The organism is Ornithinicoccus sp. (genome assembly GCF_057176825.1).
In genome coordinates this window covers 2,847,464-2,860,341 of record NZ_CM169976.1, presented here as the reverse complement: position 1 = coordinate 2,860,341, position 12,878 = coordinate 2,847,464, and the positions used below count along the sequence as shown (strand labels likewise).

The following is a 12,878-nucleotide window of genomic DNA, read 5'->3' as shown; positions in this document are numbered from 1 at the left end:
TGGAAAGGCGAAGGGCGCGGACCAGATGGTCCACGCCCGTGTCGGCTCCGGGTGCGCGTCAGTCGTTCGCCGCGCCGGCCGGAGCCGACACAAAGAACCAATACGAACGCGCGATGAGCATGGGTTGATGATACACACGCTCCCGCGCGGGATGTCAGTCGTGGCGCCGCTCGAAGGCCGCCAGCACTTGCGCAGGGATCCGTCCGCGGTCGGAGACCTCCAGGCCCTGCGACCGTGCCCAGGCCCGGATCTGGGCTGCGCTCGGGACCACGGCGGCCGGGAGGGACGCCATCCGCAGGTCGCCTCCCGCCTCGTCCACGGCCTCCCGCAGCGAGGCGGCCAGGAACCGGTAGGTCCACTCCTGCGCCAGCGCCCGGGTCTCACAGAACATGATCGGCACCTGGGGGAACCGTGCCTGGCACTCGGCCAGGCCGTCGGCCACGACCGCCGGACGCACCCGGTCCAGTTGGAACACCCGCGAGTACCGCTCCTCGACCACGACAGCGGCCCGCGGCAGCTCGGCCAGCGCCGCCAGCAGGTAACGCATCCGCCCGCCGGTCAGCGTCGACACCAGGTCGGGCAGGCTCTTGCGCTCCACCGACGCCACGACCTGCCCGTTCCACTCGACCGCGTAGTCACCGGCGGAGAGCGCGCGGACGGTCGTGGACGCCTGCTGGTGGGAGAACTGCCAGGCGTACCGCTCGTGGGAGTCCACCAGGATGGGCAGGTCGCTCACCCCGGCGGCGCGGGCGGTGGGCAGGGCGACGGCCGGGCGGGCCTGCTTGGAGGTGCGGGCGGTCTGCCAGAAAATGGCCTCGCGGCCGCCCCGCACCCGGGTCAGCACGAACTGGGAGCGGTTCTCCCGCCCCCGGGCCAGGACCAGATCGATCGCCGCGCCACGCCGCACGCACGAGCGGACCGGCACCCGCTCCAGGACCTCCGGGTCCCGGGGCCAGCCGACGGCCCGGTGGCAGTAGACCTTGCTGGTGCGGGGCCACATCTCCCGCGCCTTGAGCACGATGCCGTCCGGCCCCAGCGGGATGCGCAGCAGGTAGGGCAGGGAGGTGCCCTCCTCGGGGTTGCGCGCGATCAGGAAGTCCTCGGGCACGGGACCACCGTATGCCGTGCCCGTGCCCCGTGGTGGATGCACGGGTCGGCGCCCCGGGGTCAACCGACCGCGACCGGCCAGAACTCCACGGCGAGGGCCACCGCGGCGAGGAGGAGCAACACGCCGGCGGCGACCAGCGACCGGCGGTAGGCGCGGTCGGTGAGCAGGTGGCGGCCCCGGGCGACCAGCACCGCGAGGAGGGCCTTGGACCCGACGATCGCGACGTAGAACGCGGCCACCAGCGCCACGGCACCCGCCGGGCCGGCGCGCCAGGTGGCCAGGGTGAGCGGGCCCAGGACGGTCCCCCAGAACAGCCAGGGGTGTGGGCTGAGCAGGTTGACCAGGCCGGCCTGGCCCAGCGCCTGACGGGCGACGGCGCGTTGCGTCGCCGCGTCCGGGGTGAGGGTGGCGCCGCGGGCGTCGCGGATCGTGCCGATCCCGGTCCAGGCGATGAACAGCGCCCCGCCGAGGGCGAGCCACCCCATCGCCCGCTCCGGGAGCTGGTTGAGCACCAGCAGGGTGCCGGCGACGACGACCAGGTCGGAGACCAGCGGTGCGCAGGCCGCGAGGACCCCCGCCGGCCAGCCTCCACGGAGCGCCGACGTCACGACGAGCACGAGCAGCGGGCCGGGGCTGATCCCGGCGGCGGCGCCCAGCGTGAGGCCCAGCACGACAGCGTCCACGGGGGCAACCTACGCCCCGCGGGGGCCGCAGGGTCAGGCCGGACCCGGGTGGGTGCCCTGCTGCCAGCGCCCCCGCTCGTATGCCGGGGGCCAGGCGATCTCGTGCCCCAGTTCGTGCGCGGCCCGGAGCGGGAAGTGGGGGTCCCGCAGCAGCGCCCGGGCCAACATCACCGCCTGGACCCGGCCCGAGGCCAGGATGTCTTCGGCCTGCTGCGGGGTGGTGATCATCCCGACCGCGCTCACAGCGACGCCGGCGCGCGCGGCGATCTCCTCGGCATACGGCACCTGGTAGCCGGGGCCGGTGCTGATGGCGGCGGGCACCAGCCCCCCGGAGGAGATGTCGAAGAGGTCGGCGCCGGCATCCCGGGCCCACCCGGCCACGGTGGCGACGTCCTCCGGGGTCAGGCCGTCCTCGGCGTGGTCGGTCGCCGAGAAGCGGACAAAGAGCGGCAGCTGCTCGCCGACGGCCGCCCGGATCCCGGCGACGACCTCCAGCAGCGCCCGGGACCGTCCCTCCAGGGTGCCGCCGTACCGGTCGGTGCGCTGGTTGGACAGCGGGGAGAGGAACTGGTGCAGCAGGTAGCCGTGGGCGTTGTGCACCTCCAGCACGTCGAAACCGGCCGCGACCGCGCGGCGGGCCGCCGCCACGAAGTCGGCGACGACACCGGCGACCTCGTCGCTGGACAGCTCCCGGGGGACGTCGCGACCGTCGTGGGGGATCGGACTCGGGGCCAGCGGGGTCCACCCGCCCTCCTGAGCGGGCAGGGTCTCGCGGCGGCCGTCCCAGGGGCGGTAGGCCGAGGCCTTGCGTCCCGCGTGGGAGAGTTGCATCCCGATGGGCACCCCCTGGCCGTGCACGAACTCGGTGATCCGACGCCACGCGGCCTTCTGCCGGTCGGTGTAGATCCCGGTGTCCTGCGGGGAGATCCGCCCCTCGGGGCTGACGCCCGTCGCCTCGGTCAGGACGAGACCGGCGCGGCCGCGGGCGAACCCGCCGAGGTGGGCAAGGTGCCAGTCGTGCGGCTCACCGGTACGGTCCTCGCAGGAGTACTGACACATCGGGGACACCCAGATCCGGTTCGGGAACTCGACGTCGCGGATGCGGAGCGGGCGGAACAGGAGCGGAGAGTGGTGGGCAGGCATGCCTCATACTCTCTGCATCGCAGCCTGTCGCCGACTCTCGACCCCCGATCCGGACTCGCGGCGGGCCATCCGGCGCAGCAGGATCGGCGCGAGCACCATACCGATGACCGCCCAGAGACCGAGCGCGCCGAAGGTCTCCAGCGTGCGCCAACTCTCGCCGATCTCGATGACCACTGCCTCGTCCGGCAGCATCCCGGAGCGCATGCCCAGTCCCATCCAGTAGAGCGGGAAGAGCTGCCCCAGGATCTGCATCCAACCGGGCATGACGCCCAGGGGGAAGAAGATGCCGGAGACGACGACGAGTCCACCCATGATCAGGAAGCCCCACCCGCCGACGGACCGCGGGTTCTTGAAGAAGGAGCCGATCGCCAGCCCGATGGCCACGCACCCGGCCAGGCCCAGCGTCAGCACCGCCAGCATGAGCAGGATGCCGCCGGGTTCGGCCTGGGACCACAACCCGGCGATCAGGATGCTGGCCGGGATGACCAGGATCGCGAGGCTGAACAGGGTCTCCAGGGACACCCGGGTCAGCTGACCCACGACATACCCCTGCATGCCGCGCGGGAGCGACTTGCAGCGCAACAGGGTGCCGTCCTCCCGCTCGGTCGAGACCAGCGTCGCCAGCCCCATCAGGGAGCCGAAGCTGGCGACCATCGCCAGCATCCCCGGGAACATCATCACCGCGGCCGAGATCGGGGCACCCTCGACGTCGCCGTCGCGGTTGAACCAGAGGATGACGACGAACACGGCGGTGCCGATGATGTAGTAGCCGATGTCGGCCGGCGTCTTCAGCGAGTTCAGGAACTCGGTCCACCCGCGGCGGACCCCGCAGCGGACGGCGTGCAGCGTGCGGTTCATCCGGCCGCCCCCTCGAGCAGGTCGACCGGTTCCTGTCCGGCCTCGCTGCGGGTCACCATGGTCAGGTAGGTGTCCTCCAGGCTGGCCCGCCGCACCTCCAGGTCGCGGACCGCCTCGCCGTGCTCGGCGAACAACTGCCGCACGTATGCCGTGCTGTCGGCCGTGTGGACCACGGTCGGCTCGCCGCCGAGGGCGAAGCGGACCTCGTCCTCGCCGGCGACGATCCGGGCCAGCTCGGCGGAGGTGCCGTCGGCGACGATCCGCCCCTGGTCCAGGATCAGGATCCGGTCGGCCAGCTTCTCCGCCTCGGCCAGGTCGTGCGTGGTCAACAGCACCGTGGTGTCCTCCTCCCGGGCCAACTGGCGCACCAGGGTGTGGAAGTCACGGCGCGCCACAGGGTCGAAGCCGACGGTCGGCTCGTCCAGGAAGAGCAGCTCGGGGCGGCCGACGATGCCGACCGCCACGTCGAGTCGGCGGCGCTGGCCGCCGGACAGGCTCATGACCTTCTTGTCACCCTGCTCGGTGAGCCCGACGCGGTCCAGCAACTCGTCGACGGGATAGGGGCCGGGGCGGTCTCCCTCGGCATACGGCAGGTAGTAGGACCCGAAGTGCTCCAGCAGCGCCCGCACCCGCCACCGGCCGTGGTCCCGCCAGGACTGGAGCACCACGCCCACACGGCCCCGCCAGTCCTCGTCCGCCTGCATCGGGTCGACCCCGAGCACCTCGACGGTGCCGCCCGACGGGCCCCGCAGCCCCTCCAGGATCTCGATGGTGGTGGTCTTGCCCGCACCGTTGGGCCCCAAGAGTGCGACGACCTCCTGGCGCCGCACCTCCAGGTCCACCCCGTGGAGCACCTGCTTGGTGCCGTAGGTCATCTGCAGGTCCTTGACCCGGACGACCACCCCCGGCGCCTGCGCGTCGTCCTCAGCCATGGGCCCACGCTGCCAAAGCCCGCCGCGGACCGCAACGCTATTGCCGCGCGCGTGCCCTCGATTTGACAGCGCCCCCCGTCGGTCGACCAGTGTGGAACAGGTCCGAGGCGCGTGCGCATTGCCCACCAGGTGGTCGTAGGCGTCGACGCCGGCGGCCTCTCCGCCGGCGACCGCACCGAAGACAGGAGAGCCGCAGATGCTCACCGTGACCGAGAACGCCCAGGCCGTCGTCAAGGGCCTGACCGACTCCGAAGAACTGCCCGCCACCGCCGGGCTGCGCCTGGCGATGGGGGAGGACGCCACCCAGCTGCAGGTCAGCGTCGTCCCCGAGCCGCAGGCCACCGACGTGGTGGTGGACGCCGGGGAGGGCAAGGTCTACCTCGCCGAGGAGGCCGCCACGCTGCTGGAGGGCCAGACCCTCGACGCGACCCCCACCGAGCAGGGCGTGGGCTTCACGCTGTCGCCCAGCTCCTGAGACACACCGCCGACGCCCGCCCCGCCACGGTGGGGCGGGCGTCGGCGTGCCACCGAGCACTGTGCCGCGGGAACGTCCGGCGGGAACAGTGCCGCCCGGTGGCACGTTCTCCCAGTGCGGACCGGGACCCGTGACCCCGGCCACGTCCGAAGGACTCCACGAGGGAGTCGACCCGCCAACAACCCCCGAGGGGAGGGATCACGATGCGCAAGCAGAAGAACTACATCGAGATCGAAGAGGTGCCGGGCAAGGCACTGCGCTACTACAAGCACGTCCACGGTGGAGGTTTCGTCGCCGAGGGTGCCGACGTGGACCCCTCCGCCTTCGTGCACGAGTCCGCCTACGTCGACCCCGGTGCCCGGGTGTCCCGTGGCGCCCGCATCGGCACCGGTGCCTGGGTCGACGCGGGAGCCGTCGTGGGACAGGACAGCGTGGTCGGCACCTGCGCCCGCGTCGGGCGTGAGGCGGTGCTGGGCCGCGGGGTGCGGCTGGGGCCGCGCGCCAAGGTCGGGGACCGGGCACGGCTCGGGGACCGCGTGACCGTCGAGGCCGACGACGCCGTCCCCGACGGCGCAGCGCTCGGGGGTCGGCCAGCCGTCTCCGCCGCGGCCTGAGAACATCGGCCCACGGAGCCCTGCGGAACGGATCCGGCCTCCGGGGTGTTGCCCCCCTATGAGCGACGACATCCGGACCGCACACCGTGACTTCCTGGCCTCCCACAGCAAGGCGGTGCTGACGACCGTGCGCCGCAACGGCCGTCCCCAGCTCTCCAACGTGCTCTACCACTACGACCCGGCCACGGACATCGCGCGGGTCTCGGTCACCGACGACCGGGCCAAGACCCGCAACGCGCGCCGGGAGCCGTGGGTCGCGCTGCACGTGAGTTCCGACGACTTCTGGGGGTATGCCGTGGCCGAGGGCCGCGCCGAGCTCACCGAGGTCGCGCAGGACCCTCAGGACGCGGTGGTGGAGGAGCTGGTCGACTACTACCGGACCCTCAGCGGGGAGCACCCCGACTGGGAGGAGTACCGCGCGGCGCAGGTCGCCGAGCGCCGGCTCCTGCTGCGGCTGCACGTCCAGCGGACTTACGGGGCGGTGGGGCGGTGACCACGCTGGATGCCGACGCGGCCCCCGTCGTCGTCGACATGCAGCGCGGGTTCGAGGACTCGTCGTGGGGGACCACGACCAATCACCCGGGTTGCGAGGACAACGTCGCCCGCCTCGTCACCGCCTGGCGGCAGACGGACAGGCCGGTGGTCGTGGTGCGCCACGACAGCGTGCACCGGGACTCGCCGCTGCACCCGGACAGTGCCGGCAACGCCCTGGTGCCGGCCGTCGCGGCCGCGCGAGCGGCGCTCCTGGTGACCAAGGACGTCAACTCCTCCTTCCACGGCGACCCCGACCTGCACGCCTGGTTGCAGGAGCGACAGATCGGCCAGATCGTGCTGTGCGGCATCCAGACCAACAAGTGCGTCGAGACGACCGCGCGGGTGGGTGGCAACCTGGGCTATCGCGTCGTGGTGGCCCTGGACGCCACCCGGACCTTCGACCTGACCGGTCCGGACGGGCAGGTGATCCCGGCCGGGGAGCTGATGAGGGTCACCGCGGCCAACCTGCACGGAGAGTTCGCGACGGTGGTCTCGACGGGGGACCTGCTCGGCTGACGGAGCAGTCGGCGTGCCCGGTCCGGAGTGCGAGTGTCGGTGGCCGGGGGGAGACTGGAGGCACGACAGGGAAGGGTACCGACATGTCCGAGCAGTCAGCCCAGCCGATCCTGGGGCTGCACGAGGGTTGCGCCGGGTTCGTGCCGCCGTACCTGCTGGAGCGTCTGGCCTCGGCGGCCGACCCTGCCGTGGCGGCGTGCGCCCGCCGCACCCTGCTGCAGGACGAGGCCCTGCGCACCGCACGGGCCCGTCGCGAGACGGTGGCCGGCGACGAAACGCCGCGCGCTGTGGCCGCGTCCCCCGACCGTGTGGTCTCTGACGCCCGGGGCGCCCGGACACTGCCGGGGGACCCGGTGCGCCGCGAGGGGGAGCCTGCGACCGGCGACCCGGCCGCGGACGAGGCCTACGACGGGCTGGGGCTGACCTGGGAGTTGTTCCTCGAGAGCTTCGACAGGGACTCACTCGACGGGCGTGGGATGCCGCTGCTGGCCACCGTGCACTACGACCGCGACTACGACAACGCCTTCTGGGACGGCCGCCAGATGGTGTTCGGTGATGGTGACGGGCAGATCTTCCGCCGGTTCACCCTCAGCCTGGACGTCATCGGGCACGAGCTCACCCACGGGGTGACCGAGCACACCGCCGGCCTGCTCTACCGGGACCAGTCGGGCGCGCTGAACGAGAGCATCTCCGACGTGTTCGGGGTGCTGGTCCGCCAACGCGCCCTCGGGCAGACCGCCGACCAGGCCGACTGGCTCATCGGGGCGGACCTGTTCACCGAGACAGTGCAGGGGGAGGCGCTGCGCTCGATGCGCGCGCCCGGCACCGCCTACGACGACCCGCTCCTGGGGCGGGATCCCCAGCCGGGACACATGGACGACTACGTCAGCACCACCGACGACAACGGCGGGGTGCACATCAACTCGGGCATCCCCAACCGTGCCTTCTGCGAGGCGGCGGTGACCCTGGGCGGCTACGCCTGGGAGGCGCCGGGACAGATCTGGTACGACGTGCTCACCGGCGACATCAGCGCGGACTGCGACTTCGTGACCTTCGCCGCGCTCACGGTGGACGCGGCCGTCGCCCGCTACGGGGCGGGCTCGCCCGAGGCCGGGGCGGTGCGGCACGGGTGGATGACCGTCGGGGTGCTCGAGGCTGACGGTGCCGCGGACCAGCCTCGGGACGATGCGGCTCCCGCCGAGAGCGCGGCCGGCGGGGACGCCACACCTCAGCCGGAGGCGCCGCGCCAGGAGGCCGAGTTGTTGCTGCGCCGGACGGGCGGCTTGGCGGGCACCGTGCGTGAGCGCGTCCTGCAGTTCGGTCAGCTCCCGGCCCAGGACGCGGAGGACTGGCGCGAGCTCCTCACGGGCCGCACGCTGCAGGACCTGGCGACGCAGTCAGGCGGGGCCGACGGGTTCAGCTACCGGGTGTGCTGCGAGGACGTCGCAGTGGACGTCACTGTGCCCGAGCCGGCGCTGCCGGACCGGGTGCAGGGACTCTTCGAGCGGACGCTGCTCAGCCCGGGGTGAGCAGACGACCGTGCGGCTGGTCCCCGACGGGGATCCCCCGCAGGAACGTCCGCCGGACGACGCCGATGAGCTCGCGCCCGTGGTAGGGACTGACGGCGTGCCGGTGGTGCAGGCCCGCGGCGTCGACCACGAACGTCTCCTCCGGGGCCAGGACCGCGAGGTCCCCGTCCCGGCCCACCTCAATGGCACCCTTGCGGGACAGTCCCACCCGGGCCGCGGGTTTGGTCGCCATCCAGCCGACCACCTGCTCCAGGGAGATGCCGCGGCGCCGCGCCTCCGTCCACACGACGGGTAGCTGCAACTGCACGGAGGCGATGCCGCCCCAGGCGCGGCCGAAGTCGCCGTGGTCCACGCCCTTCATCTGCGGGGTCGAGGGGGAGTGGTCGGAGGCGATGTAGTCGATCGTGCCCTCGACCAGCCCCTGCCAGAGCAGGTCGCGGTTGGCATCCTCCCGGATCGGCGGGCAGCACTTGTAGGCGGTGGCTCCCGCGGGCACCTCCTCCGCGGTCAGGGTGAGGTAGTGCGGGCAGGTCTCCACCGACAGGTCGACGCCGTCGGCCTTCGCGCTGGTGATCATCGGCAGCGCGTCGGAGGAGGACAGGTGCAGCACGTGGGCCCGGGCGCCGGTCCACCGGGCGTGCTCGATCACGAACGCGATGGCCAGGTTCTCGGCACCCCGGGGTCGGGAGGCCAGGAAGCGCTCATAGACGTCGCCGTCACACTGCGGCGCCCGGTCGATGGCGTGGGAGTCCTCCGCGTGCACGATCATCAGCCCGTCCAGGGTGGCCACCTCGCGCAGGTAGTCCTCGAGCTCGTCGGCACCCAGGGGCGGGAACTCATCGACGCCGGAGTGCAGCAGGAAGCACTTGAAACCGAAGGCGCCGGCCTCCTGTAGCGGACGGAGCAGGTCCAGGTTCCCGGGGACGGCGCCGCCCCAGAAGCCGACGTCGACGTGGGCCTGCGGTGCGGCGATCAGTCGCTTCAGCTCCAGCGCCTCGGGGGTCACCGTCGAGGGGATCGAGTTCAGCGGCATGTCCAGGATCGTGGTCACCCCACCGGCTGCGGCCGCGCGGGTGGCGGTGGCGAATCCCTCCCACTCGGTGCGTCCCGGCTCGTTGACGTGCACGTGGGTGTCGACCAGACCGGGGAGCAGCACCTCGTCGGGCGCGAGCTCGACGACCCGTTCCGCGGTGAGGCCGGCCCCCAGCGCCTCGATCGTCACGATCCGGCCGTCACGGACACCGACCTCGTGGGGGCCGAAGACGCCGTCGACCAGCACCCTGCCCCCGCGCACCACCAGGTCGAGGTCGGTGGTCCGGGCCGAGGCGTCGGAGGAGGCGGGGGAGGCGCCGGAGTCGGTCGGGTCGGTCTCGTGGGCGGCACGCAGCCCCTCGAGCTCCTCCCGGAAGGACTCGGGCCGGTTCACCGGCTCCAGGCGCGGGGTTGCCGCGTGCGAGGTCATGGGGACTCCTCTGCCGTGGGGGTAGCTGCCGTGGGGGTATCGGGGGTCCGGAGGTGCTGGCGCAGCCCGGCGCCCAGGCGGCGCAGCAGCGGGACGGGGTCGGCGATGCACGCCTCGACGTCGGGCTCCAGGTCGGTGAGGGCATAGGTGGCCGTGAACCCGGCCTCCCGCACCTCCTCGTCGTCCAGGGTGCGGTGGCCGCAGACCGCCACGACCGGTATGCCGTGCCGCCGGGCTCGGGCGAGCACGCCCACCGGGGCCTTGCCGGACAATGTCTGCCGGTCCAGCAGCCCCTCGCCGGTGACGACCAGGTCGGCGTCCTCCAGCGCGGCGTCCAGACCGACCAGGTCCAGCACGTGGTCCACGCCCGACACCTGACGGGCACCGACGGCCATCGCCGCAAAACCGGCCCCACCCGCGGCGCCGGACCCGCGCGCGGTGGCCTGACCCGGCATACCGGAGCCCGTGCCGGGCAGGGTCGGCAGCGCGGCGTCGAGCAGGTCGGCCCACCGGGCCAGGGCCGCGTCGATGCGTGCGACGGTCGGCTCGTCGGCGCCCTTCTGCGGGCCGAACACCGCGGCGGCGCCGTCCGTCCCGAGCAGGGGGTTGTCCACGTCGTTGGCCAGCAGCAGCTCCGCCCCGGCCAGCCGGGAGTCCATCCCGGACAGGTCGACCTCGGCGAGGTGTTCCAGGCCGCCGGCGCCGGGTGGCACGGGGTCGCCCGCGCCGTCCAGGAGCCGGGCGCCCAGCGCGGTCAGCATGCCGGAGCCCCCGTCGTTGGTGGCGCTGCCGCCGACGCCGATGACGATCGTGGTGCATCCCTGGTCGAGGGCAGCGGCGACCAGGGCGCCCGTCCCGGCCGTGGAGGCGCTCAGCGCCCTCGTCGGTCCGTCCTCGGGGCGCGACGGGACCTGTGCGGCAGGCAACGCGATCCCCGAGGCGGCCGCGAGCTCGATGACGGCACCGGGGCCGTCGGGCTCCCGGGCCCAGGTGGCCGGCACGGGGTCGCCCCAGGGGCCGGGCACCTGCGTCGTGACCGGGGCCCAGCCCTGGTCCAGCACGGCGGCCACCGTGCCGTCGCCGCCGTCGGCGACCGACACGGTGACCACCTCGACGTCGGGCACCTCCCGGCGCAGCCCCTCGGCGAGTGCCGCGGACACCTCGGCCGCGGTCAGGGAGCCCTTGAACTTGTCCGGAGCGAGCACCACACGCATGGCGGCAGTCTGTCAGTCCATGATCGAGATCGCCGTCGGGGCGTCGGTCCCGGTCGCGGCCAGCGCCTCGAACTCGTTGACCGAGTCCAGCCCGGCGGCCCCCATCGAGATGTTGGTGACCCGCTCCAGGATGACCTCGACGACAACCGGCACGCTCTCCTGCCTGGCCAGCTCCTGCGCACGGGCCAGCGCGTCGCCCAGTTCCGCCGGGTCGGTGACCCTGATGGCGCGGCAGCCGAGGCCCTCGATCACGCGGACGTGGTCGACGCCGTAGCCGCCGTTGTCCGGGGCGTTGGCGTTCTCGAACGCCAACGAGACGTGGTAGTCCATCTCGAACGCCCGCTGGGCCTGACGGATCAGGCCGAGGTAGGAGTTGTTGACCAGGACGTGGACGTAGGGGATCTTGAACTGCGCCCCCACCGCCAACTCCTCGACCAGGAACTGGAAGTCGTAGTCCCCGGACAGCGCGACGACGTCCGCGTCGGGACGGGCGGTGGCGACCCCGAGGGCGGCCGGCATGGTCCAGCCCAACGGGCCGGCCTGCCCGCAGTTGATCCAGCGGCGGGGACCGAACACGTGCAGCAGCTGGGCCCCGGCGATCTGGGACAGCCCGATGGTGGAGACATAGACCGTCTCGCGACCGAAGGCCCGGTTCATCTCCTGGTAGACCCGCTGCGGCTTGATCGGGATGTCGTCGAAGTGGGTGCGCCGCTGCAGCGTGGCCTTGCGCTGCGCGCAGTCCTTGACCCAGACGCCGAAGTCGGGGAGGCTGCGGGCCTCCTGCCGCTCCCGGGCACCGGCGAGCAGCGCCCGGAGGGCGGCCCCGGCGTCGGAGACGATGCTGTAGTCGGGGGCCAGCACGCGGCCGATCTGGGTCGGGTCGATGTCGATGTGCACGAAGGTGCGGCCCGCCGTGTAGACGTCGAGGGCGCCGGTGTGCCGGTTGGCCCAGCGGTTGCCGATGCCGATCACCAGGTCGGACTCCAGGAAGGTGGCGTTGCCGTACCGGTGCGAGGTCTGCAGGCCCACCATGCCGGCGTGCAGGGGGTGGTCGTCGGGGATGGCGCCCCAGCCCATCAGCGTGGGGATCACCGGCACCTGGAGGGTCTCGGCCAGTTCCACGAGCAGGTCCGCGGCGTCGGCGTTGATGATGCCGCCGCCGGCGACGATCACGGGGCGTTCGGCCCGGGCCAGGAGGTCCAGCACCTTGGCGGCCTGGCCGGGCGTCGCCTCGGGCCGGGCGACCGGCAGGGGCTCGTAGGTGTCGATGTCGAACTCGATCTGCGCCTGCTGGACATCGATCGGCAGGTCGATCAGGACCGGCCCCGGTCGTCCCTCCCGCATCAGCCAGAAGGCCCGCTGGAAGGTGCCCGGCACCTGCCCGGCCTCCATCACGGTGACGGCCCACTTCGTGACGGGCGCCGCGATCGAGGCGATGTCGACGGCCTGGAAGTCCTCCTTGTCCAGCTTGGCCACCGGGGCCTGGCCGGTGACGGCCAGGATCGGGATGGAGTCCGCGCTGGCGGAGTACAGGCCGGTGATCATGTCGGTGCCGGCCGGGCCGGAGGTCCCGACGCAGACGCCGATGTTGCCGGCGGCGGCGCGGGTGTACCCCTCGGCCATGTGGGAGGCGGCCTCGACGTGTCGGGCCAGGACGTGGCGGATCCCGCCGTGGGCCCGCATCGCGGAGTAGAACGGGTTGATCGCCGCGCCCGGGACCCCGAAGGTCTGGGTGGCGCCCTCCTTCTCCAGGATCAGCATGGCGGCATCGACGGCGCGCATGGTGGTCATCGGTTCGTCCTTTGGTCGT

13 protein-coding genes are annotated in these 12,878 nt (G+C 72.9%); 5 read left to right on the top strand and 8 right to left on the bottom strand.

Going from position 1 to position 12,878, the window contains the following annotated elements; translation table 11 throughout:
* Positions 1-154: 154 nt before the first annotated feature.
* Genes AC1QRC_RS14240 through AC1QRC_RS14220 form a run of 5 tightly spaced genes read right to left on the bottom strand, consistent with a single transcriptional unit; the run spans position 155 to position 4,724 of the window.
* Positions 155-1,108, bottom strand: a complete 954-nt coding sequence (locus AC1QRC_RS14240; protein WP_484203939.1) for an Lsr2 family DNA-binding protein — start codon at positions 1,106-1,108, stop codon at positions 155-157.
* 59 nt (positions 1,109-1,167) lie between these two features.
* Complete coding sequence (locus AC1QRC_RS14235) at positions 1,168-1,791, bottom strand: LysE family translocator (protein WP_484203938.1); 624 nt, start codon at positions 1,789-1,791, stop codon at positions 1,168-1,170.
* A gap of 33 nt (positions 1,792-1,824) precedes the next feature.
* Positions 1,825-2,934: an NADH:flavin oxidoreductase/NADH oxidase gene (locus AC1QRC_RS14230; protein ID WP_484203937.1), complete on the bottom strand. Its 1,110-nt coding sequence runs from the start codon at positions 2,932-2,934 to the stop codon at positions 1,825-1,827.
* Between the two features lie 3 nt (positions 2,935-2,937).
* On the bottom strand, positions 2,938-3,792 hold the full coding sequence (locus AC1QRC_RS14225) for an ABC transporter permease (RefSeq protein WP_484203936.1): 855 nt from the start codon (positions 3,790-3,792) through the stop codon (positions 2,938-2,940).
* A complete protein-coding gene (locus tag AC1QRC_RS14220; RefSeq protein WP_484203935.1) occupies positions 3,789-4,724 on the bottom strand; it encodes an ABC transporter ATP-binding protein in 936 nt (311 codons plus the stop codon). Before AC1QRC_RS14220 ends, AC1QRC_RS14225 begins: the two co-directional genes overlap by 4 nt.
* A 196-nt stretch (positions 4,725-4,920) precedes the next feature.
* On the opposite strand from AC1QRC_RS14220, the gene AC1QRC_RS14215 reads away from it, so the two are divergent.
* From AC1QRC_RS14215 to AC1QRC_RS14195, 5 genes are all read left to right on the top strand, one after another.
* Positions 4,921-5,199, top strand: a complete 279-nt coding sequence (locus AC1QRC_RS14215) for an iron-sulfur cluster biosynthesis family protein (protein WP_484203934.1) — start codon at positions 4,921-4,923, stop codon at positions 5,197-5,199.
* 203 nt (positions 5,200-5,402) lie between these two features.
* A complete protein-coding gene (locus tag AC1QRC_RS14210) occupies positions 5,403-5,813 on the top strand; it encodes a transferase (RefSeq protein WP_484203933.1) in 411 nt (136 codons plus the stop codon).
* 58 nt (positions 5,814-5,871) lie between these two features.
* Positions 5,872-6,306, top strand: coding sequence for a PPOX class F420-dependent oxidoreductase (locus tag AC1QRC_RS14205; RefSeq protein WP_484203932.1), 435 nt, complete (start codon positions 5,872-5,874; stop codon positions 6,304-6,306).
* Complete coding sequence (locus tag AC1QRC_RS14200) at positions 6,303-6,863, top strand: isochorismatase family protein (protein ID WP_484203931.1); 561 nt, start codon at positions 6,303-6,305, stop codon at positions 6,861-6,863. The genes AC1QRC_RS14205 and AC1QRC_RS14200 overlap by 4 nt, the downstream gene beginning before the upstream one ends.
* 83 nt (positions 6,864-6,946) lie before the next feature.
* The gene (locus AC1QRC_RS14195) at positions 6,947-8,392 is read left to right on the top strand and encodes a protealysin inhibitor emfourin (protein WP_484203930.1); all 1,446 of its coding nucleotides are present in this window, start codon (positions 6,947-6,949) and stop codon (positions 8,390-8,392) included.
* Here the strand turns inward: AC1QRC_RS14195 and allB are convergent.
* The 3 genes from allB to gcl are packed head-to-tail and all read right to left on the bottom strand — an operon-like array spanning position 8,379 to position 12,859.
* Positions 8,379-9,854 carry an allantoinase AllB gene (gene allB / locus AC1QRC_RS14190; RefSeq protein ID WP_484203929.1) on the bottom strand — a complete coding sequence of 492 codons (1,476 nt, stop codon included), beginning with the start codon at positions 9,852-9,854 and terminating at the stop codon, positions 8,379-8,381. The two genes, AC1QRC_RS14195 and allB, sit on opposite strands and share 14 nt — an antisense overlap.
* A complete protein-coding gene (locus tag AC1QRC_RS14185; protein ID WP_484203928.1) occupies positions 9,851-11,068 on the bottom strand; it encodes a glycerate kinase in 1,218 nt (405 codons plus the stop codon). The genes allB and AC1QRC_RS14185 overlap by 4 nt, the downstream gene beginning before the upstream one ends.
* A gap of 12 nt (positions 11,069-11,080) precedes the next feature.
* On the bottom strand, positions 11,081-12,859 hold the full coding sequence (gene gcl, locus AC1QRC_RS14180) for a glyoxylate carboligase (protein ID WP_484203927.1): 1,779 nt from the start codon (positions 12,857-12,859) through the stop codon (positions 11,081-11,083).
* Positions 12,860-12,878: the final 19 nt, after the last annotated feature.